The organism is Pseudomonas sp. OV546, from assembly GCF_900116845.1.
Lineage (GTDB): Bacteria > Pseudomonadota > Gammaproteobacteria > Pseudomonadales > Pseudomonadaceae > Aquipseudomonas > Aquipseudomonas petroselini.
Genome location: NZ_FPCE01000004.1, coordinates 97,151 through 119,969, shown reverse-complemented (window position 1 = coordinate 119,969; position 22,819 = coordinate 97,151). Strand labels below are relative to the sequence as shown.

Annotated in this window: 16 protein-coding genes; 4 read left to right on the top strand and 12 right to left on the bottom strand. The window is 61.5% G+C overall.

Going from position 1 to position 22,819, the window contains the following annotated elements:
* Positions 1-105: 105 nt before the first annotated feature.
* Positions 106-1,374 (bottom strand): Hsp70 family protein, encoded by a 1,269-nt coding sequence (locus BM403_RS10980; protein WP_093542800.1) that lies wholly within the window; start codon positions 1,372-1,374, stop codon positions 106-108.
* Positions 1,375-1,612: 238 nt separating this feature from the next.
* Between BM403_RS10980 and BM403_RS10975 the strand changes: the two genes are divergently transcribed.
* The 3 genes from BM403_RS10975 to BM403_RS10965 all read left to right on the top strand — a co-directional run bounded on the left by BM403_RS10975 (position 1,613) and on the right by BM403_RS10965 (position 7,788).
* Complete coding sequence (locus BM403_RS10975) at positions 1,613-2,557, top strand: DnaJ C-terminal domain-containing protein (RefSeq protein ID WP_012721960.1); 945 nt, start codon at positions 1,613-1,615, stop codon at positions 2,555-2,557.
* 267 nt (positions 2,558-2,824) lie between these two features.
* Positions 2,825-5,866, top strand: a complete 3,042-nt coding sequence (locus BM403_RS10970; protein WP_139237965.1) for a dermonecrotic toxin domain-containing protein — start codon at positions 2,825-2,827, stop codon at positions 5,864-5,866.
* The gene (locus BM403_RS10965) at positions 5,863-7,788 is read left to right on the top strand and encodes an NEL-type E3 ubiquitin ligase domain-containing protein (RefSeq protein ID WP_093542795.1); all 1,926 of its coding nucleotides are present in this window, start codon (positions 5,863-5,865) and stop codon (positions 7,786-7,788) included. Before BM403_RS10970 ends, BM403_RS10965 begins: the two co-directional genes overlap by 4 nt.
* Before the next feature lie 152 nt (positions 7,789-7,940).
* Here the strand turns inward: BM403_RS10965 and ureC are convergent, their stop codons facing one another.
* The 11 genes from ureC to urtA form a co-directional block, all read right to left on the bottom strand.
* The gene (gene ureC / locus BM403_RS10960; RefSeq protein ID WP_046033944.1) at positions 7,941-9,641 is read right to left on the bottom strand and encodes an urease subunit alpha; all 1,701 of its coding nucleotides are present in this window, start codon (positions 9,639-9,641) and stop codon (positions 7,941-7,943) included.
* A gap of 117 nt (positions 9,642-9,758) precedes the next feature.
* Positions 9,759-10,064, bottom strand: coding sequence for an urease subunit beta (locus BM403_RS10955; protein ID WP_012721964.1), 306 nt, complete (start codon positions 10,062-10,064; stop codon positions 9,759-9,761).
* Positions 10,061-10,594: a GNAT family N-acetyltransferase gene (locus tag BM403_RS10950; RefSeq protein ID WP_012721965.1), complete on the bottom strand. Its 534-nt coding sequence runs from the start codon at positions 10,592-10,594 to the stop codon at positions 10,061-10,063. Before BM403_RS10950 ends, BM403_RS10955 begins: the two co-directional genes overlap by 4 nt.
* Before the next feature lie 5 nt (positions 10,595-10,599).
* Complete coding sequence (locus BM403_RS10945; RefSeq protein WP_093542793.1) at positions 10,600-11,112, bottom strand: GNAT family N-acetyltransferase; 513 nt, start codon at positions 11,110-11,112, stop codon at positions 10,600-10,602.
* A 9-nt stretch (positions 11,113-11,121) separates the two neighbouring features.
* Positions 11,122-11,424 (bottom strand): urease subunit gamma, encoded by a 303-nt coding sequence (locus BM403_RS10940; RefSeq protein ID WP_010213535.1) that lies wholly within the window; start codon positions 11,422-11,424, stop codon positions 11,122-11,124.
* Between the two features lie 145 nt (positions 11,425-11,569).
* On the bottom strand, positions 11,570-12,409 hold the full coding sequence (locus BM403_RS10935) for an urease accessory protein UreD (RefSeq protein ID WP_012721967.1): 840 nt from the start codon (positions 12,407-12,409) through the stop codon (positions 11,570-11,572).
* A 30-nt stretch (positions 12,410-12,439) separates the two neighbouring features.
* Positions 12,440-13,138, bottom strand: coding sequence for an urea ABC transporter ATP-binding subunit UrtE (urtE, locus tag BM403_RS10930; RefSeq protein WP_064053955.1), 699 nt, complete (start codon positions 13,136-13,138; stop codon positions 12,440-12,442).
* Positions 13,139-13,188: 50 nt separating this feature from the next.
* Entirely contained in the window at positions 13,189-14,022 is an 834-nt protein-coding gene (gene urtD / locus BM403_RS10925; RefSeq protein WP_012721969.1) for an urea ABC transporter ATP-binding protein UrtD, read from the bottom strand.
* Positions 14,019-15,086 (bottom strand): urea ABC transporter permease subunit UrtC, encoded by a 1,068-nt coding sequence (gene urtC / locus BM403_RS10920; RefSeq protein WP_093542791.1) that lies wholly within the window; start codon positions 15,084-15,086, stop codon positions 14,019-14,021. The genes urtD and urtC overlap by 4 nt, the downstream gene beginning before the upstream one ends.
* Positions 15,086-16,588, bottom strand: a complete 1,503-nt coding sequence (gene urtB, locus BM403_RS10915) for an urea ABC transporter permease subunit UrtB (protein WP_064053954.1) — start codon at positions 16,586-16,588, stop codon at positions 15,086-15,088. Before urtB ends, urtC begins: the two co-directional genes overlap by 1 nt.
* 83 nt (positions 16,589-16,671) lie before the next feature.
* Entirely contained in the window at positions 16,672-17,937 is a 1,266-nt protein-coding gene (gene urtA, locus BM403_RS10910) for an urea ABC transporter substrate-binding protein (protein ID WP_012721972.1), read from the bottom strand.
* A 269-nt stretch (positions 17,938-18,206) separates the two neighbouring features.
* Between urtA and BM403_RS10905 the strand changes: the two genes are divergently transcribed.
* On the top strand, positions 18,207-22,817 hold the full coding sequence (locus tag BM403_RS10905) for a DUF4329 domain-containing protein (RefSeq protein ID WP_256577159.1): 4,611 nt from the start codon (positions 18,207-18,209) through the stop codon (positions 22,815-22,817).
* Positions 22,818-22,819: the final 2 nt, after the last annotated feature.

Sequence of the window (22,819 nt, the reverse complement as noted above, 5' to 3'; positions counted from 1 at the left end):
GCCTCATCGGGGGCAAGCCCCCTCTCACATTTTGATCTGTGAACACATTCAAAAGTGGGAGGGGGCTTGCCCCCGATGGGCACGACGCGGTCTTTCAGATAAAACTCAGCAGCCGTACCGCTTACTGGCCTCAATCGCCAACCCGCTACCGATACTGCCAAAGATATTCCCTTCCACATGCCGCGCATTCGGCAACATCGCCGAGATGCTGTGGCGCAGTGCCGGAATGCCGCTGGAACCCCCGGTAAAGAACACCGTGTCCACCTGAGCCACGCTCACCGAGGCGTCGGTCAGCAGTTGCGTAACGCTGTTGCGCACGCGCTCCAGCAAGCCATTAATGGCCGACTCAAACAGTGCCCGGCTCAGCTCCACGCTCAACCCCGGTTCAACCCGGTCCAGCAACACGTGGCGGCTGTCTTCGTGGGTCAGTTGGATCTTGGTTTCTTCCACTTCCATCGCCAGCCAGTGCCCGGCGCGCTGTTCGATCAACTTGAACAGGCGGTCGATGCCGCCGGTGTCTTCGATGTCGTAGCGCATGCTGCCCAGGGCCAGCTGGGATTTTTGCGAGTACACCGAGTTGATGGTGTGCCAGGTGGCCAGGTTCATGTGGTGGCTGGTGGGCATGTAGGCGCCGCTTTTCATGCGGCTGCCGTAGCCGAACAGCGGCATCATGCCTTGCAGGCTAAGCTGTTTGTCGAAGTCGGTACCGCCGATGTGCACACCGCCGGTGGCGAGGATGTCATCGTGGCGGTTGTCGTTGTGACGGCGGTCCGGGGACAGGCGCACCAGGGAGAAGTCGGAAGTACCCCCGCCGATGTCGACGATCAGCACCAGCTCTTCCTTCTCGATGGTGGACTCGTAGTCGAATGCGGCCGCAATCGGCTCGTACTGGAACGAGATGTCCTTGAAGCCGATCTTGCGCGCCACGTCGACCAGGGTGTTTTCGGCTTCCTGGTCGGCCATCGGGTCGTCATCGACGAAGAACACCGGGCGGCCCAGCACCACTTCTTCGAACTCGCGGCCGGCGTTCGCTTCGGCGCGGCTCTTGAGTTGGCCGATAAACAGCGCCAGCAGGTCGGTGAAGGGCATCGCGGTGCCGAGCACGCTGGTGTCGTGCTTGATCAGCTTGGAACCCAGCAGGCTCTTGAGCGAGCGCATCAGCCGGCCTTCATAGTTCTCCAGGTACTCGTGCAGCGCCAGGCGACCGTAGACCGGGCGGCGCTCCTCGAAGTTGAAGAACACCACCGACGGCAGGGTGATCTTGTCGTCCTCCAGCGCGATAAGCGTTTCCATGCCGGGACGGATCCAGCCGACGGTGGAGTTGGACGTGCCAAAGTCGATACCGCAGGCACGGGCTGGGGATGGGTTTTTCATGTCTATCGGGTTCCGGTTGAAAAACGGCCGCGCAGTGTATGCCAGTCGAGGGCGGATGCGTAGGCCGACCATCCGTTAAATCGTGCTTGAAACTGGGGGATTTGCCCCCACATCTGCTGCATACGGCAAGTGCCGATAACACTTTGACGCACCCCCAGGCCACAAGACTCAACAGGTGCAAAGCAGCGCACGTTGTGCCCCGGGCTGTGCGATCTCGATAAAGGATGGTGAACCGCCGATGGATTTCAAAGACTACTACAAGATTCTGGGTGTCGAGCCGACCGCCGATGACAAGGAAATCAAGGCGGCCTATCGCAAGCTCGCACGCAAGTATCATCCTGATGTCAGCAAGGAAAAAGACGCCGAAGCCAAGTTCAAGGACGCGTCCGAAGCCTATGAAGCGCTTAAAAGCGCCGACAAACGCGCCGAATACGACGAACTGCGCAAATACGGCCAACATGGCCAGCCGTTCCAGGGACCGCCGGGCTGGCAGAGCCGTGGCGGCTATGGCGGTGGCGGCGGTGGTGAGGATTTTTCGGACTTCTTCAGCTCGATCTTCGGCTCGCGCGGCGATGCCTTCGGGGGTGGCCAGCGCCGTCCTGCCGGGCGTAAAGGCCAGGACGTGGAGATGCAGCTGTCGGTATTCCTGGAGGAAACGCTGTCCACCGAGTCCAAGCAGATCAGCTTCCAGGTGCCGCAATACGACGCCTCGGGCCGCCATGTCAGCAACACCACCAAGAGCCTGAATGTGAAGATCCCGGCCGGTGTGGCCGATGGCGAGCGTATCCGCCTCAAGGGCCAGGGCGCGCCGGGGATTGGCGGTGGGGCCAATGGCGACCTGTACCTGATCATCAAGTTTGCCCCGCACCCCAAGTTCGAAGTGGACGGCGAAAACCTGATCATCAACCTGCCCCTGGCGCCATGGGAATTGGCGTTGGGCACGGAAGTGGCGGTGCCGACCCTTACCGGCAAGATCAACCTCAAGGTGCCGGCTGGCAGCCAGAACGGCCAGCGTATGCGCGCCAAGGGCCATGGCTTGCTGAACAAGGCCGGGCAGCGCGGCTACCTGTTTGTGCAACTCAAGGCCGTCATGCCGAAGAACACGGATGACGAGGTCAAGGCGCTGTGGCAGGAACTGGCGCAAAAGGCCGCGTTCGATCCGAGGGAAGCTTGGAGCAACTAAGGGGTATTTAGTTGACGTCCATCTGCAGGGGGCCATGCGTAGATTAAGCGATCCATCTTAAGCTATGCGCAGGTCCCCGCAATGCCAGAACTGTCAGCCCCAAACAGGCCCGTGACGCGCCATCAAGGCGTCCACTTTGAACTGATCAAAAACGCCATCCCGCAGTGCCTGTTGCAATCGTCAACGGCTCGGCGCAAAGCCCTCAAAGCGATACAGCCCGACAGCCCCGACGGGTACGAGGCACTCACCGAACCCCAGCAGTCAGTCTTGAAAACACTGACCGAGGCCAGTTGCCACGCGCAAAACCAGTTCGATCTGTCGAACCGGGGCATTCAGGACATCACAGGCTTCGCCAAACCCTTGCTGGTGGCGGCCCTCAAAGCGGCCGGCCATGAGCTGGATGTCGATAACACCTGGCTGCGGCTTTATTACCCGGTGGAATACACGTTTTTCGGCATTCCCGTGGGCGTTAATACGGCGGGTTATCGCACCCGCACGTTCTCTCTGTTACAGGCGGCCCTGAACAACTTCGAGGCGTTTGAAGCCCAGCCCGATTACTTCGACAGCGTGTCTTCATTTATCAGTGCGCCCGATGCCCAGGGACATTTCGATATCGTTCGGATCAAGCTCACACTGGCGCAGTTTGTAGCGATTTGCCGAACCCTGGATATCGGTGGGCTTTACGCCAAACACTTAAATGATTTTTTCCACGGCGGTACGCAGGCGGAGCAAGTCGCCATTTCCACCGCGTACACCTTGAACCAAAAGGCGGCGTTAAAAGCGGCGGCGTATCTGGCGCTATTGAAAGAAGACATCGAACTTCGGCACTACGAGCTGTTGGTTGACGTGATCCATGACAAAGACGATGTCCGGGACAACGGACGTCCGGTCACCTACAGCCCGCTGCGCATCCTGGGCTATAACCTGACGGAGTGTGCCGTGTTTTTTCGCACACACGCCAACCGCTACGACGGTGGTTACGTCATTGCCTACATCCCGGATGACCCCGATCACCCGGTGAAAACCTATCCGTCCTTCCGTGATTTCGAAGCAGAGTTGACCCACCAACTGATGTACCGGCCCGAGGGCAGCCGTATTGACAGCGGGCGCGACGTGCTCACCGACTACCAGCGTTTTTTCAGCCGTTTTCTCTCGGAGAAGGACCGGCCGCACTTTTTCCTGCGCCTGACTCAAAAGGTTCTGGATTCTCCAGCGGGGAGCAATTGGAAGGACGACCTGCGCGGTTACCTCAAATACCTCAGCCCTGTCTCGAACTTGAAAGGCCCCATCGAGGATCGTCACTGGCGACGTGACCCTCGGGAAAATGTTGAACTGCATATCAGCCTGTCGCTGAACTTCCAGTGGGTCGGTCTTTCAGGCATCTGGTACGAAATGTTCGGCCAGTGGCGTCAGCGCCGGCTGGACGATGGTCAGGTGCTGGCGGTCTCCACCGCCAAGGAAGACACCCTGACGCGCGAGCGCCGACTGTCCAACTTCCTGAATGTGGGCATGCTCGTCGTCGGCATTGCCGCCTTTGTGGCACCGCCCGTGGGCGCCGCGATGCTGCTGGTGACCGCCAACCAGTTGATCAGCAGTGTCTTCGAGGGCGTGCGTGATTGGCGCCAGGGCGATGTTGAGGCCGCGTGGGCGCACCTGACCGACGTTCTCGAAAGCCTGGCGACGCTGGCGGAAATGGCGGTGATCTTTCACTACGTGGCCTCGCCATTTGTCGAGGGCTTGAAGGCGGTCAAATTGCCCAACGGTCAAACGCGCTTATGGAAGCCTAACCTGTCGGCGTATGCGCGACGTGTGCCGCTGCCCACCGACTCACAGCCGGATCACCTGGGGCTGTATCGTTTACCGGGGCGTTCGGTACTGCTGCTGGACGAACAGCAGTACGAGGTCGTGCAAGACCCGCAAAGCGGTCATTACTCCGCGCGCCATCCCACGCGCGGCAACGCCTACCAACCGCGCTTGCACCACAACGGCGAAGGGGTCTGGACCCATGAACTCGACCAGCCGCTGCAATGGCAAGGTGCGCAGCTGCGTGACCGTCTGGGCGTGGCGTTCGAGCGTTTCGATGATGTGCAGCGTAAGCAGATATTGGCCGTCAGCTCGATGAGCGAGGACGTCTTACGCAAGCTGTACGTCGAGTCCGAGCCGTTTCCCGGCCTGCTCAAGGACACGCTGCGGCGCTTTGCCGCTGATGCCGATGCGCGTGAGGTCATTGAGCAGATACGTCGCGGCCGTTGCAGCAGCACGCTGTGCGACTACGCGGCGGCACTGATGGTCGACCTCCCTGGGTGGCCCGCCAACACCGTCATCGAGGTGTTCAGCCCGTTCGGTGAGCAGGCGCGTTATGGCCTGCGCAGCGCATTGGCAGGTGACATCCTGAGGGTGTCCAAGGCCGACTTGATGGCCGGGAGACTGCCCGAACGTAGTGTGCAATTCCTTAACGACGAACAGATCAAACAGGTGCTGGGCCAGCACGCCCCCGCGGACGCCACAGCGCGGGCCGCGCAGTTGCAGCAGCGGCTGGCCGCCTTCGCCGAGCGCAGCGGGCAGCGGCTGTTCAACAGTCTTTACAGCGACGAACCGCTGCTGAGTGGTGATTCACAACGGGCATTGATTCAGGTGATCCAGCGTCGTTTCCCCGAGATGCCCACCAGCATCGCTCGGGAGGTACTTTACCGAGCGACACCCAAGGAGCTCGAGACCCTGAACACCCCTTTTGGTCCAAGCGCCGAGCAACGCCGACTGATACCACTGCGGATCAGCGAAGCACTGCGCTATCTGCAGCAGCGTGTACGAATAGCACGGGCGTATGAAGGCCTTTACCTGGAGAGTCCGGCCAATCCGGACACGCCAACGCTGGTGCTTAAAACCCTGGAAACCCTGCCGGGATGGAGCGGCGAGGTGCGCATTGAGCTTCGCGATGAGTCCCTGTCCGGCTCGCTGCGCACCAGTATTGGTCCACCGTTTGCGCTTGAGACCAAAGTGCTGGTGAAAAACGGCACGCGGTATCAGGCATTCGACGGCCAAGGCCATGAGCTGCATGTGCCGGACACCCTGTATGCCGCGTTGCAACACGCTCTGCCCGATAGCGAACGTACCGCCATGGGACGGCCGCATGTGAGTGAGGCGCCTGCGTTGAAACACGCGATTCAGGACAACGCACTGGCACCCAAGGCCCTGAGAAAGGCCTTGAACCTGCCGGTGGAAACACCTTGGTTTGAACGCGTGATGCGCGTGGCCGCCCGTCGTGACGGCTACCCCTTGAATGCCGTGTGTGAGGAGGTGGCCTTATGAACGGCGGTTGCGAAGTGACCAATCAGGACCGCGCAAGAGTGCGTCAGATCTACCCCTATTGGCGCACCAGCGAAGTCGATAGCTTTTTGCGCAGCCTGGCTGACCGGCGCGGGGCGCGCCTCACCGAGTTGGAGGCGCAGTTCGCCAGTTTGAAGCATACCCTCGACGCCTGGCATGGGCTGGCCCTGGAGTGGCCCGCGCAAGAGGGTAAGGTGGTGCGGGCTACCGATTATGCGCGCAGCGTCATCCGCATGAAGCTGCTCAACAGTTGGCAGGAGGTCGTAGGGGAGCCTGTTTACAGTCGCAGTCACCGGTTTATGGGTTACAAACTCAGCTTCAACGGTTTCGAGGCGCCCACATTGCCGGTCTTGCCTGCCGGGTCCTTTCCGTTCATCAGCTTTATCGACCTGGGGCACATGAGCTTGCTTGAGGTCCCGGCCGAGTTTTTACGCGCGTTCCCTCATCTGAAAACGTTCGAGGCCCCCAACAACCGCCTGACGCAGGTGCCTGCGGCGTTGGGTGAGCAGACGCGTCTGGTAACCCTGGACGTAGCCAACAATGATCTGATCACCCTCGATACCCCGCTCTTGCAACGCTGCACGGCTTTGCGTCGGCTGACACTGCGAGGCAACCCACTGGAGGGCGCGCTGGATCTGAGCGCCCTGACGTGGCTGACCCACATTGATCTGGTCAGCATGGGCCTGACCCGCATGCCCTCGGGCCTGCGCGCGCTGGTGAACCTTGAGATCCTCGACCTGCGTGACAATCAGATCACCCAGGCGTCCAACGAGCTGCTGGACCCGGCTGACGAGGACCCTGTCGCCATGCGCAGAATTTTTATCGCCACCTACCTGGACGGTAACCCGTTTTCCGCCCAGGGGCTCGATGACTACGCAGAGGTGCACGTACGGGTCACCCAGCCGGGCAGGGTGCCCCAAGGGCCGCTGGCAGTGACGGCGCCAGAGCCGGTGATAGCCAGCGCCAGCGAGCGCTTGGCGCAATGGATGCGTGATGTGCCTGAGGGGGAGCGGGCCGCCAGGACCGAGCGTTGGACACTGCTCAACGAAGCGCTGATCGAGCGCGAGGCACCGGGTGTGGAACCCGACGGAACAATCCTGCCCAGCGAGAAGTTTTTCAGGCTGTTGAGTGAGTTGAGCAAAACCGATGATTACAAAAACGCCTATTCGAATCTGGCCACACGGGTATGGGCCCTGTTGGATGCGGCGGCCGAATCGGGTGAGCTGCGCGAAAGCCTGTTTGAGTTGGCGGGTGAAGTAGACACCTGCCAAGACGGTATTACGTTGGTGTTCAGCCGGCTGGAATTGCGCCGCCTGTCTGACGAGGAAGTGGGCGTGGTTGATGATGCACAGGCCTCAACCCGCTTGCTCAAATTGGCCCAGGGCCTGTTTCGTCTCGATGAGGTGGAGCGTATTGCACAGCGAGATGCCGACACGCGTCTTGAAGTCATTGCCCAGTCCCACGACACGCTCAAAAGCAAGGTGAAACGGGCCCTGGCGATCGACCGCGTGGAAATACGCCTGGCCTACCGTATCGGCTTGCGCGACCGCCTGGGCTTACCGGGGCAACCGCAAGAGGCGGTCTACCTGGCCACTGCGCAGGTTACCCCGCAGATGCTGGCCGCGGCCGAAGCTGAAGTGCTGGGGTTGGAGGGCTCGGCCAAGGCATTTATTGCCACCACTCAGCGCGAGTTCTGGCAGGTGTTTTTACAGCGCAAATACGCTGATCAGTTTGCGGCTAACCGCGACCCCATCCTGGCGCGGCTTGAAGCCTTGAGCACCGAAGATGACCTCACCAGCGAGCGCTACCGTAACGCCAGCAACGCCTTGATGAATGAGTGGTCGACCCTCAAGCAAGCCCTCATCAAAGGGCTGACCGCTGCTGAAATGGCCGAACAGGCATAACCGGACAACCCTGCATAGTTAAGGCCTGCGTCTTGTGGGTGATGAATACGATGACGGCTTCATCACCCAATAAGGTATCGGTCATGACCTTGTCTTCGGCTACATCCCCGGCGGGCTCATCAGCCACACGTTGTACCCGCGACTGACCGACGTCAGAACAGAAAATAACGTTGGGCCATGGGTAACACCTCCGCCGGCTCGCACCACAGCAACACGCCGTCGGCCTTGACCTGATAGGTCTGTGGGTCCACCTCGATATCCGGCAGGTAGTCATTGTGGATCAAGTCGGCTTTCTGCACGTTCCGGCAGCCCTTGACCACGGCAATCTGCTTCTTCAAGCCCAGGGCGTCGGGCAATCCGGCGTCCAAGGCCGCCTGGCTGATAAAAGTCAGGCTGGTCGCGTGCAGCGAGCTGCCGAAGCTGGCGAACATCGGGCGGTAGTGCACCGGTTGCGGGGTGGGGATCGAGGCGTTGGCGTCGCCCATCAGGCTGGAGGCAATCGCGCCGCCCTTGAGAATCAGGGTCGGCTTGATGCCGAAGAACGCCGGGCGCCACAGCACCAGATCGGCCCATTTGCCCACTTCGATCGAACCGACAATATGGCTGATGCCATGGGTGATCGCCGGGTTGATGGTGTACTTGGCGATGTAGCGTTTGGCGCGGAAGTTGTCGTTGCCGGGACCGTCGCCGGGCAAGGCGCCGCGTTGTTTTTTCATCTTGTCCGCGGTCTGCCAGGTGCGCGTGATCACCTCGCCGACGCGGCCCATGGCCTGGCTGTCGGAGCTGATCATCGAGAACGCACCGAGGTCATGCAGGATGTCTTCGGCGGCGATGGTTTCGCGGCGGATGCGGCTTTCGGCGAAGGCCACGTCTTCTGCAATGCTTGGGTCCAGGTGATGGCAGACCATCAGCATGTCGAGGTGTTCGTCGATGGTGTTGCGGGTGAACGGCCGGGTCGGGTTGGTCGAGCTGGGCAGCACGTTGGGGAAGCCACACGCCTTGATGATGTCCGGTGCGTGACCGCCACCGGCGCCTTCGGTGTGATAGGTGTGGATGGTGCGGCCCTTGAGCGCGGCCAGCGTGGTTTCGACGAAGCCGGATTCGTTCAGGGTGTCGCTGTGGATCGCCACCTGCACGTCGTAGTCATCGGCCACGCTCAGGCAGTTATCGATACTGGCCGGGGTGGTGCCCCAGTCCTCATGCAGCTTCAAGCCGATGGCACCGGCCTTGACCTGCTCGATCAATGGCTCGGGCAAACTGGCGTTGCCCTTCCCGGTGAAACCGATGTTCATCGGGAACGAATCGCTGGCCTGGAGCATGCGCGCCAGGTGCCAGGGGCCCGAGGTGCAGGTGGTGGCGTTGGTACCGGTGGCAGGTCCCGTGCCCCCGCCGATCATGGTGGTGACGCCGCTGGTCAGCGCTTCTTCGATCTGCTGTGGGCAGATGAAGTGCACGTGGGAGTCGATGCCGCCTGCGGTGAGGATCATGCCTTCGCCGGCAATCACTTCGGTGCTGGCGCCGATGGCCATGGTCACGCCGGGCTGGATGTCCGGGTTGCCGGCTTTGCCGATCGCGTGGATGCGGCCGTTTTTCAGGCCGACGTCGGCCTTGACGATGCCCCAGTGGTCGATGATCAGCGCGTTGGTGATCAGCGTGTCCACCACTTCATGGGCGAGCAACTGGCTCTGGCCTTGGCCATCGCGGATCACTTTGCCGCCGCCGAATTTCACCTCCTCGCCATAGACGGTGAAGTCTTTTTCGACCTCGACGAACAACTCAGTGTCGGCCAGGCGGACCTTGTCACCGACGGTGGGGCCGTACATGTCGGCGTAGGCTTGGCGGCTGATTTTCATGTGATTGCCCTGAAGATATGTGTTGAATATGAAATCGCTATCGGGGGCATGCCCCCTCCCACCCTTGTTGGGTAAATGCGGTCAAAACGTGGGAGGGGGCTTGCCCCCGATGAGGCCCTAAAGGTCGCCCATGATCCGCCCGGCAAACCCGAATACCCGCCGCCCGCCGCTCAAATCCACCAACTCGATTTCACGGCTCTGCCCCGGCTCAAACCGCACCGCCGTGCCCGCCGGAATATTCAGGCGCATGCCACGGCTGGCGGCGCGGTCGAAGGTCAGCGCGTCATTGGTCTCGAAAAAATGGTAATGCGAGCCCACCTGGATCGGCCGGTCGCCGCTGTTGGCCACACTGAGGGTGACGGTGCGGCGGCCGACGTTGAGTTCGATATCGCCAGGCTGGATCTGATATTCACCAGGAATCATGCAGGTTGCCCCAGGGTCTTGAAGTAGATGGCGGTCGGGCTGTAGCGCCCGTCCGGGCTTTGGCAGTAGTCGGGCAGCTCACCGATCTTGGTGTAGCGCAGCGACTGGTAGAAGGCTTCGGCCGGTGAGCCGGCTTCGGTGTCCAGGTACAGCAAGCCGCGCTTGTGCTGGCGCGCGGCGAGTTCCAGGGTGTTCATCAACTGTTGGCCCAAGCCATGCCGGCGCGCGCTGCTGTGCACCAGCAGCTTTTGCACCTCGGCGCGGTTCAGGCCATTGGCCTTCTGGCACAGCGCCAACTGCACGCTGGCGATCACCTGTTCGTCGCGTACCACGACCCATAGCAGCAGGCTGGCGTCTTCAATGCTCGCTTGTACGCCGCTCAGATAAGCGCGCGCTTGAGCCTCATCAAAGTCAGCCATGAAGCCGACCGAAGCACCGTGCTTCACCGCGTCCAGCAACAGCTCGATCAAGCCCAGGCGGTAGTGGGCAAAACTTTCTGCATTGACTCGACGCAGGTGCGCGGCATTCATCGATCTCACTCCTTGGGCGGTTCCGCGCCCGGATTCAAAGCCAGTTGCATAAAGGTCAGGTCCAGCCAGCGACCAAACTTGATACCCACTCGGGGCATCTGCCCGGTGGTGATGAAGCCTTGGCGCTCATGCAGGCGGATCGAGGCCTGGTTGCCGCTTTCGATGGCGGCGACCATCACGTGTTTACCGCAGGCGCGGGCGCGTTCGATCAGGGCTTGCATCAGCAGTGGGCCGAGGCCTTTGCCGCGTTGGTCGTTGCGCACGTACACCGAGTGTTCGACGCTGTAGCGGAAGCCCTCGAAGGGGCGCCAGTCGCCGAAGGAGGCGTAGCCGGTGACTTCCGCGTTTTCGACGCTGACCAGGATCGGATAACCCTGGGCATGCCGTGCGCTGAACCACGCCTGGCGGTTGCCCAGGTCCACCGGTTGTTCGTTCCAGATCGCCGTGGTGTTCAGCACCGCGTCGTTGTAGATATCGCGGATCGCCGGCAAATCGTTTTGGGTAGCGTCACGAATCATGGCCGTGCCTCAGGCGATGGGTTGGTGGACGGTGACCAGCTTGGTGCCGTCGGGGAAAGTGGCTTCCACCTGGATATCCGGGATCATCTCCGGGATGCCTTCCATCACCTGTTCGCGGCTGAGCAGGGTGGTGCCGAAATGCATCAGGTCGGCCACGGTGCGGCCGTCGCGCGCGCCTTCCATCAAGGCGGCGGAGATGTAGGCGATGGTTTCCGGGTAGTTGAGCTTCACGCCGCGTGCCAGGCGCCGTTCGGCCACTAGGCCGGCGGTGAAGATCAGCAGTTTGTCTTTTTCCCGTGGGGTCAGGTCCATGGTTCAGTCCGTCGTGAAATACATTCGTAAATACAATGGAGATCAAGTGTGGGAGGGCGCTTGCCCCCGATAGGGCAGTGTCAGGCAATACATCTGTCACGGACCCACCGCTATCGGGAGCAAGCCCCCTCCCACATATTGATCTTCATGTGCTCCAGATTCGTGGTGCGACCGCCTCTCGCCCAAACATGACGGGGCGTAACAATTTCCATAAATCAATCAACCAACCCCGTGCCAGCAACGCTTCACTGGCCAGGCAGCGGGCCACCAGCAAGCCGGGCAGTTGGGTCAGGTCGCCGCGCACGGTGTGGGGCAGGGCGCGGCAGTGTTCGAGTAATTCGGGCTCTATATCGCCGGTCACCAGCAGCGTGGCGAACACCGGCTGGCCGTCCAGGCCGATGGGCGAGTCGAGCAAGCCGTCGGCGCCCACAATGCGCTGGCGCTCGTGCCAGAGCAACTGGCCGTCGCGGCGGATATCCAGGTGCGATTGGAAGTGGCCGAGGTCGAAACGCTCATTGCTGGCCGGGCGCCCCAGGGCGACCACATCCCAGTAGAACAGCCGCGCATCGCCGTGCAGTTCGATACGCGTGGTGAGTTCGGCCTGGGCGGCACTGAAGACGATGGTTTCCTGGGGCAGCCACTCCAGCGTGGCGCCGGCTTCCACACAGAGGTCCAGTTGCTGATACGCCGGGCCGCCGGCGCGGTACCACTTGGCCGCGCCAGGGCTGGTCAATTGCGCCCAGGCGCCGGCACCGACATGGGCGCTGATATCCAGGCGATCACCGCCGGCAATCCCGCCAGGCGGGTGCACGATAATGTGCTGGCACACCTCGGGGCCTTCGGCGTACAGGTGCTTCTGCACCCGCAGCGGGCCGAGGTGGCGGCGCATTACCGGGCGCGTGGTGTCGCCGAAACGCGCGTAGCCGAGTTCCAGCTCGGCGTGCCAGCTGGGGGTGAACAGGGCAGGGGAAACGGGCAGGTTCATGGCGTGTGCTTATCGTCAGGAGGCTACAGATTAGATGGTTACGAGACCACGTACACCCTCACGTTCCATATTTTCACCTCGGCCTTGCTGGACGATTTCACCCCGGGACATCACCAGGTACTGGTCGGCCAGTTCGGCGGCAAAGTCGTAGAACTGCTCGACCAGCAGGATCGCCATATCGCCGCGCTCGGCGAGTTTCTTGATCACTGCGCCGATCTCCTTGATCACCGACGGCTGGATGCCTTCGGTGGGTTCATCGAGGATCAACAGGCGCGGGCGGCTGGCCAGGGCGCGGCCAATCGCCAATTGCTGCTGCTGACCACCGGACAGATCGCCGCCGCGCCGGTGCTTCATTTGCAGCAGCACCGGGAACAGCTCGTAGATAAACGCCGGCACTTCCTTGGCTTCGGCGCCTGGGAAACGCGAGAGCCCCATCAACAGGTTTTCTTCCACCGTCAGCCGCCCAAAAATCTCTCGGCCTTGAGGCACGTAGGCAATCCCCGCGTGCACACGCTGGTGCGGTTTGAACCCGGTAATGGCTTTGCCTTCCCAGTTCACCGCACCTTCTTTGGCCGGCAGCAAACCCATCAGGCATTTGAGCAAGGTGGTCTTGCCTACGCCGTTACGGCCGAGCAGGCAGGTGACTTCGCCGACTTTCACATCAAAGGACAGCCCGCGCAGGATGTGGCTACCGCCGTAGTACTGGTGCAGCGTGTCGACTTGCAACATGTTCAAAACCTCCACGATTCCCTTGTGGGCGCCAGCGCCCACATAAAGCCTCAGCGACCGAGGTAAACCTCGATCACCCGCTCATTTTCCTGCACCTGTTCCAGCGACCCTTCGGCCAGCACACTGCCCTGGTGCAACACCGTGACGTGGTCGGCAATCGAACCGACAAAGCCCATGTCGTGTTCCACCACCATCAACGAATGCTTGCCCGCCAGGCGCTTGAACAGTTCGGCGGTGAACTCGGTTTCAGCGTCAGTCATGCCCGCCACCGGTTCGTCCAGCAGCAACAGTTGCGGGTCCTGCATCAGCAGCATGCCGATCTCCAGGAACTGCTTCTGGCCGTGAGACAGCAGGCCCGCCTGGCGATGCGCCGAGGCCGTCAGGCGGATGGTGTCGAGCACTTCCTCGATACGGTCTTTCTGCTCGCCGCTCAAGCGCGCGCGCAGGCTGGCCCACACCGATTTGTCGGTCTTCTGCGCCAGCTCCAGGTTTTCGAACACGCTCAACGCTTCGAATACCGTGGGTTTCTGGAACTTGCGGCCGATGCCGGCCTGGGCGATCTGCACTTCGCTCATGCCGGTCAGGTCGAGGTTTTCACCAAACCAGGCGGTACCGTGGCTGGGGCGGGTCTTGCCGGTGATCACGTCCATCAGCGTGGTCTTGCCCGCGCCGTTGGGGCCGATGATGCAGCGCAATTCCCCGACGCCAATGTAGAGGTTCAAGTCGTTGAGGGCCTTGAAACCGTCGAAGCTGACGCTGATGTCTTCCAGCGTCAGGATGGTGCCGTGGCGGGTGTTGAGGCCCTTGCCGGCGGCCTGGCCAAGGCCGATGGCATCGCGGCCGCTGCCCGCATCAAAAACAGGTTCGAGCATGACGTTCCTCATTTCTTCAGCAAGCCGATGACGCCCTTGGGCAGGTACAGGGTGACGATGATGAACAGCGCCCCGAGGAAGAACAGCCAGTATTCCGGGAAGGCCACGGTAAACCAGCTCTTCATGCCGTTCACCACACCGGCGCCGAGCAATGGGCCGATCAGCGTGCCGCGCCCGCCCAATGCCACCCACACGGCGGCTTCGATGGAGTTGGTCGGCGACATTTCGCTGGGGTTGATAATGCCCACTTGCGGCACATACAACGCGCCCGCCAAACCGCACAGCACGGCGCTCAACACCCAGACGAACAGCTTGAAGCCACGGGGGTCGTAGCCGCAGAACATCAGACGGTTTTCGGCATCGCGCAACGCGGTCAGCACCCGGCCGAACTTGCTCTGTGCCAGCCGCCAGCCGAGGAACAAGCTCGCCACCAGCAGCGCGACGGTGGCCACAAACAACACGGCCCGCGTGCCCGGCTCGGTAATGCCAAACCCCAGGATGCTGCGGAAATTGGTGAAGCCGTTGTTCCCGCCAAACCCGGTCTCGTTGCGGAAAAACAGCAGCATCCCGGCGAAGGTCAGGGCCTGGGTCATGATCGAGAAATACACGCCCTTGATCCGCGAGCGAAAGGCGAAGAAACCGAACACCAGCGCCAGCAAGCCCGGCGCCAGCACCACCAGGCACATCGCCCAGAGGAAGTGCTCGGTGCCGACCCAATACCAGGGCAACTCGGTCCACGACAGGAAGGTCATGAACGCCGGCAACTCATCGCCGGACGCCTGGCGCATCAAGTACATGCCCATCGCATAACCGCCCAGGGCAAAGAACAATCCGTGGCCGAGGGACAACATCCCGGCATAGCCCCACACCAGGTCCAGCGCCAGGGCGACGATGGCGTAGCAGAGGATCTTGCCCACCAGCGTCAGGGTGTAGGCCGAGACATGCAACGCGTTGTCCGCCGGCAGCAGTGACAGCAAAGGCAGCGCCAGCAGCACAGCAAGCATCAGCGCGCCGACGGCAATCGTCACCTTGGGACCGGCCTTTTGCGCGGCCGTAAGCATCAATGGCTGGTTCATCAGTCAATCACCCGTCCTTTCAGTGCGAAGAGTCCTTGCGGGCGTTTCTGGATAAACAGAATGATCAGCGCGAGGATCAGGATCTTGCCGAGCACGGCGCCGATCTGTGGCTCCAGAATCTTGTTGGCGATGCCCAGCCCGAAGGCGGCCATGACGCTACCGGCCAACTGGCCGACACCGCCGAGCACCACCACCAGGAACGAGTCGATGATGTAGCTCTGGCCCAGGTCCGGGCCGACGTTGCCGATCTGGCTCAGTGCTACGCCGCCTAAACCAGCGATACCGGAGCCGAGGCCGAAGGCGAGCATGTCCACGCGGCCGGTGGGCACGCCGCAGCAGGCGGCCATGTTGCGGTTCTGGGTAACCGCGCGCACGTTGAGGCCCAGGCGGGTCTTGTTCAGAAGCAGCCAGGTCAGCACCACCACGCACAGCGCGAAGGCGATGATCACGATACGGTTGTAGGGCAGCACGAGGTTGGGCAGCACTTGAATGCCACCGGACAGCCAGGCGGGGTTGGACACTTCGACGTTCTGCGCACCGAACACCAGGCGCACCAGCTGGATCAGCATCAGGCTGATGCCCCAGGTGGCCAGCAGGGTTTCCAGCGGCCGGCCGTAGAGGTGGCGAATCACCGTGCGTTCCAGGGCCATGCCGATGGCGGCGGTGACAAAAAACGCCACGGGCAGTGCGATCAGCGGGTAGAACTCGATGGCGGCCGGCACATAACGCTGCATCAGCATCTGCACCACATAGGTGGAATAGGCGCCGAGCATCAGCATCTCGCCGTGGGCCATGTTGATCACGCCGAGCAGGCCGAAGGTGATCGCCAGACCGAGGGCCGCCAGCAACAGGATCGACCCCAGGGACATGCCGCTGAAGGCCTGGCCGAGGATCTCGCCGAGCATCAATTTGCGTTTGACCTGGGCCAGGCTGGTCTCGGCGGCGGTGTGCACGGCGGTATCGGTTTCGACGCCGGGCGCAAGCAAGGCTTCAAGACGCGTGCGGGCCAGTGGGTCGCCGGTGCTGCCGAGCAAACGCACGGCGGCCAGGCGCACCACCGGGTCGCTGTCGACCAGTTGCAGATTGGCCAGGGCCAGGCTGAGTGCGGTGTGCACGTCTTCATTCGTTTCAGCGGCGACGCGCTGGTCGAGGAATTTCAACTGCGCAGGTTGTGCGCTTTTTTGCAGGGTTTGCGCAGCGGCCAGGCGCACCTTCGGGTCGGCCGCGAGCAGTTGTTGGCTGGCCTGTACGTTGTCGATTAAGCCGCGCAAGCGGTTGTTCAGGCGCACGGTCTTGGTTTCGCCGTTGAGCGTGAGCTGGCCTTGTTGCAGGGCATCCACCAACTCGATGCGTGCCGGGTCGGGCTGGGCGGCCCAGTCCTGGAGGAGTTTGGCTTGTTGGCTGGGGTTGGCGGACAGGAAGTCTTCGGCGTCGCTGGCGTGTGCGGCCAGGGGCAGCAACAGCAGCAAGGCCAGGAAATAGCGGTAGAGGGCAGTGGGCATAAACAAATGTCCTGATCATGCGCGGACAAGCTTTATCTAGGAGGGGGCAAGCCCCCTCCCACACTTTTATCGGCGCTTGGGGCTTAGTTGCTCTTGACGGCGTAGTCCGGCTTCTTGTCATTGCCTGGGATGTACGGGCTCCACGGTTGCGCGCGGATCGGCTCCTGGGTCTGCCACACCACCGAGAACTGTCCATCCGCCTGGATCTCACCGATCATCACCGGCTTGTGCAGGTGATGGTTGGTCTTGTCCATGGTCAGGGTGAAGCCCGACGGCGCAGCGAAGGTCTGGCCGGCCAGCGCTTCACGCACTTTGTCGACATCGGTGGACTTGGCTTTCTCGGCGGCCTGGGCCCACATGTGGATACCGACGTAAGTGGCTTCCATCGGGTCGTTGGTCACGGCTTTATCCGCGCCCGGCAGGTTGTGTTTCTTGGCGTAGGCTTTCCAGTCGGCGACGAATTTGGTGTTCACCGGGTTCTCCACCGACTGGAAGTAGTTCCAGGCCGCGAGGTTGCCCACCAGTGGCTTGGTATCGATGCCACGCAGTTCCTCTTCACCCACCGAGAACGCCACTACCGGCACGTCGGTAGCCTTCAATCCCTGGTTGGCCAGTTCTTTATAGAACGGCACGTTGGAGTCGCCGTTCACGGTGGAAATCACTGCAGTCTTGCCGCCGGCGGAGAACTTCTTGATGTTGGCAACGATGGTCTGGTAATCGGCATGGCCGAATGGGGTGTAGACCTCTTCGATATCTTTGTCCGCCACGCCTTTGGAATGCAGGAACGCACGCAGGATCTTGTTGGTGGTGCGCGGGTACACATAGTCGGTGCCGAGCAGGAAGAAGCGTTTGGCGCTGCCGCCTTCTTCGCTCATCAGGTACTCCACTGCGGGAATCGCCTGCTGGTTCGGCGCCGCACCGGTATAGAACACGTTCGGCGACATCTCTTCGCCTTCGTACTGCACGGGGTAGAACAGCAGGCCGTTGAGCTCCTCGAACACCGGCAGCACCGATTTACGTGACACCGAGGTCCAGCAGCCGAACACCACGGCGACTTTGTCCTGGGTCAGCAATTGCCGGCCTTTCTCGGCGAACAGGGGCCAGTTGGACGCGGGGTCCACCACCACCGGCTCAAGCATCTTGCCGTTCACCCCGCCCTTGGCATTGATCTCGTCGATGGTCATCAACGCCATGTCTTTAAGCGACGTTTCGGAGATTGCCATGGTCCCGGACAGCGAATGCAGGATGCCGACCTTGATGGTCTCGGCGGCTTGCACGGTCCAGGTCAGGCCCATGGCGACAATGGAGGCGGACAGGGTGAAAGCCTTGATCAGACTGCGACGCTTCATGGTGCGATCTCCAGAAACTCAATGTTTTTATGAGGGCAGAAACAGCTGCTGAGCAAGCGATTGCAAAGGCTGTGCCGAGAGGGCTGAGGGCGTGTCGCCACGAGGCGGGATGGCTCAGTCATGCGCAGGCGTGCACCAGGTTGGCGCCGGATTGATGCGTGAGTGCAGCCGCAGCCCCGAAACAGGGCGAGGTAGCTATGCAACGCAATGGGCGGGTGGGCATGGGCCAGGATGGCCCGTACTTTTATCCCTATTGCCAGTGAATGCCCATGGAAAATACTCCGGTAAATCCGCCCGCCTCCCGTGCGGAACTTCCCCCTCTGAGCCCGCCCTTTGTCACGCCTGATGATGCCGCCCGCTGGGCACATGAGCGCATTGCTCGCCACAGCCGTGACCGCGAGTACGGTGGGGCGATTTTCAAACGCGGTGGTCGGTTCTACGCCACCGAGCCGGTGCCGGACCAACACGTCATGTTCGATCACACCTTGATATTGCCCACCGATAAGAATGGCGATTTCGTGCTGCCCGAAGGCTATATGGGCGAGGCCTATTACCACTCCCATCCGCTGGCGCCCGATGAGGTCGCGCGGCAGAACCCTGGGATGACAGGCTCACAGGTAGTGATTTTCCAGAGCCTTTTTTCCATTCCCGACATGAGGTTTATCGTCGAACACCGAAAGACGGCACGCGCGCATTACCTGTCTGGGCCGAACGGCAGTTTACTCAAGTATGTGAGCAGTGACTCGACCCAGGAACAGACCCTTTACCAGCAATGGACCGGCAAACTGCCGATTGAACAGTCCAGCGTTTTCGAACATCTGATCTGGCTGCTCGCCGAGGCTGGAGAGTTGCGCGTGATCGAGCCCATTGCCGAGTGGGGGGGGGTGCGTGGCAAGGTCACGCGGGCCTGGAAAGTCGGCAAGCCGGTCGCGCTGCCAGGCACCGTTCGGGAGCAACCCGCCTTCACTCAGGTGTTTGGCCGTGCTGAACTGGCTGTTCTGAGTGCCCTGGCGAATGCGCCGACAGCAGTGCCCGCTCGCACAATGGGGGTTGTGCTCAAGCACACCCAGAGTGAGGGTTATGTCGCCACCTATCCGCAGGCAACGGGGCAGCCGCTGTTCGCGATCGAAGGCCTGTTCCCCAAGCGCCCGGACGGCAAGCCGAGGTTGCCTTCGCAATTGCGGCTCGAGGCGATTTATTACACCTCCAGGCCGGATGAAACCGCGTTTCCCAAAAGAGAGCCTTGGTTATACGCGCACTTTTTCACGCCTGCGGAAATGGTCGCGGCCATCACCCAATCGCGCCTGACCGCGGGTATTCAAGACAAAGCCCGCGGCCTTGCGCTGTACATGAAGGCTGAGGACGGTGCTCTGTTGCGGTTCAAACTGCCGGGTCTCGCTGAACACACCCGCCTGGCGCTGGTGCAAAGTGATGGTGTGCTCAACGACAACGGCGCTCAGGCAGCGCTCCTGGCGGGGATCCTTAGGCCGCCTGAGTACGTGCGTCGGGTGCTGGCCGCCGGTGACCTGTCGGTGGTGCAGCCCGGCGAACTGTGGCGCTATGAAGGTCTAGTGGATGACCGTTCGACGCTGTTGACCTCGTTTTATGAGGTGACGCTCAGTCGATCCTTTTTGTCGGCCTTCGACGCGGCGGTGCATGCCCACGAGCAGATCGGCCATCGACGCGATCGCTATTACGGCGGCTATGTGCTCAAGGGAGAGGACGGCCGATTTGTCATTACCGAACCGCTTGAAAGCGACGCAAACCCCTTCGACAAACCGTTGTTTTTCCCGGCAGGGGGCAAGGGCCCTTTGATCCCGCCGGAGCTCTATCAGTTACACGGTCGTTATGGTTCTCATCCGGCCTTGTCCATGGTTGACCCGGCCTGGGTCGAGCAGCGTGGTTGGACGCGGGATGATGCAATGATCAACATGCAGGCGTTTGCCGATGATGAAATCCGTGAGGTCATCCGGCAAAAGCGCGTGGCGTTCCTGTCGGGCTCTCAGGGGTGTTTACTGTCTTACACCCCGAACTCGTCGTCCCACGAACAGGTGCTCCTGGCGAACGTGGCGCCACAGGCTGGCGGCAGCCGAATCCGACAGCACCTGAGCAGCGGCCTCATCACGCCCACTCAGTGGGTAACTCGCCTGGCCGAGGCGGGTGATTTCAAGGTCATTGAAGGCAATGCGTTGTGGGGGCCACGCTCGGTGGTCTACAGCGACTGGACACCCAATTTCAGCTACGCCCCCAGGTCGGGTGCGCCGGATTACGCCACGTTCGGGGCGCTCTTTGGCAGTGCCGATGAGGCTGCCCGCAACCTGCATGCCCGGGTTCATGGCCGTAGTCTTGCCCATCAATCCTGTTTTAGCTTCATTCTCAGGCACCCGAAAAGCGACGAGTTCGTCGCCTCGCAGGTGGTTGGCGTGAGTGCCCGCTACGCGCTTTTCAACCTCAACAGTGTCTTTGCCTCCTCCGAAAAGCCCGGCGACTTCCGCTTTCCCGAGGGGTTTGTGCTGCATGCACTCTTCCGTTCCCAACAATGGCAGCCCACAGGCCTGGGGGCCGCTGACTCATGGCTTGCCCGCTATTTTGTGCAGCCTGGCGAGCTGTACGCCGCGCTTTATGACGCCAAGCGTCGGGGGGAGAAATACAACGACGGGCAGTACCTGCCGATTTATTTCTCGACCGACGAAGGCGCATTGCTGCGGTATGTGTCGTTGCCGTTTCAATTGGGCGGTGGGGGGCCGCTGGAGCGAAACCTCGAGGACACCATTGCGCAATTGAACTCCGGTGCCAAGACACCCGTGGAGTTCGTCAGGGAGACGGCCAAGCGGGGTCAGCTGACGGTCCTGCGGACCAGCCAGTATTGGGACAAGGAAGGCCTGGTTTCCCCGGATTGGAACGGTTACTCGGCCATGACACGTCGCCGCCTTGGCCCCACCTTTGCCAGTGCCGATGATGCCGCGCGCCATGCGCAGGCGTTGGTGGGCACGGTTCGGCAGCGGGCTTACGGTGGGGTGGTATTACGCCTCGCCAATGGTGCTTTTACCGCGACCGACCCACTGGCAGTGCCTCCCCAAGGGTTTGCCCGGAACTGGATTTACCCTGACGAAGCCATTTCGCAGGGGTTATATCCAGGCGGCGCTTCTATCGTCGCGCGCTATCGCTCGCGGTTGGACGTGGAGGTGGAGCTTTTGTTGGCCGCAGCACAAAAAGCCGTTTACAAAAGCATGCTGCCCAGCGCGGTGTTGGCGTATCTGTTGCTGCATGAAACGCAGGTCAAGCGCGAATACCTGTTCGGCCCGGATGGCTCGATTCTCAGCTATCAGCGCACGGACTCCGCCGAAGAGGCCGTTCTTAGAAGTCGCCTGGCTCCGCTGAATGCGGTCAGGGGCGATTACGCCGACAATCTTGTCGAACAGCAAATACGCCAGGGGACGCTGCTGCCTACGGAGTTTGTGACCGAGGTCGCCAAGGCCGGTGACCTGCGGGTGATCAGTGGCAGCGTGCTGTGGGGGCCGGCGAGGTTACTGGTAGACACGTTCGTCTGGAATGTTGAGCAACCGCCGGCGCGGGAGATCCGCCAGGCATTGGCCGACCCACCGTGCAGCCCGTTGTATACCCGGGCCATTGATGCGGTACGCGCCCTGCAGTTGGGGTCGACCACGCCAGCGCAACTGACCTTTGGCTACGTGCTCAAATCAGCCAAAAAGCAGCGCTATATGGCGACTGCGCCGTTGGCCCGTGAGAGCTTCGTAAAGCTTGAGCAAGTATGGGTTGCTGGCCAGTTACCTCAAGGCTACGTGTGGGATGGCCTGTATTTGCAGGCGCCGACCGTCCAGGCGTCCAGTCTTGAGGGTGAAATGGCCAAGCACTTTTTTTGGCCGCAGGAGGTGGTCAACGCACTCAGCGCTGCAAAACGCTTTGGCAATGGCCGGGTGCTGACGCTGTACTTGATGTGCGCCGACGGTGCGCTGCTGCGGTATGACTTTGAGCGCAGTGCGTTGTTGTTCGAGATGCTCAACCAGGCGCCGCGCCTTCGCGCGAGCCTGCTCGATGGTTCGCTGAAGATGCAGGATTATGTCCGCAGTCTTGCGGCACGGGGGGACATGCAGGTTTGGGTGCGCAGCCCGATATGGGCCAGTGTCGGGAAGGTGGGGCTGGACTGGTCACCTAAAGTCGTGACGGGCCACTCGGACAGCGGGCCGTACGCTCATCTGTTTTGCGATGCGTTGTATTTCTATGCCGATGACGCCGCCCGCTCTGCGCAAAAGCGTGTGGGGCGCTTCAATGGCATCGAGTACCTGGGGGCGGTGCTGGTGCCGCCGGATGAGTCCGGCTTTGTGGCACTGGAGCCGGTGGAGGATCGGTCGCTGCCGTTTCCGGGGAGCCTGGCGCGTTTGTTTCGTCTCGCCGGCTTTGGACTCAACCTGACGAATGCCTACGCCCTGTACTTTTACAACATCGCCGCGATCCAGGCGTTTTATAAAGTCATCCCTTCAACCACCAGCCTGGAGGCGAAGGACCTGCGTTTGCTCAAGCGCTTCGCGTCGCTGGATGACTGGCGGCGTTATGTGTCGATTGTAAGAACCAACCTACCGGTGGCCGAGAGCTGCTACCTGGTCTGTCGCGAGGGCGCATTACTCAAGTATGTCCCTGGCCATACGCAGGAGGAGAGTGCGCTGCTCGGCCCAGGCCTGGCCCCTGATCCCAGTGTGCTGGTGGAGCGAATGAGGCGTGTGGGTAACCTGTCGGTATTGGAAACCGATGACTTCTGGACCCGCCGTGGCGTGTTGGGGCCTGACTGGCCCCACAACGGTGTGCAATCGCTGCCGGATACCGATGACACGCTGTATGGCCGCGACAAGGATGAACTGTGACG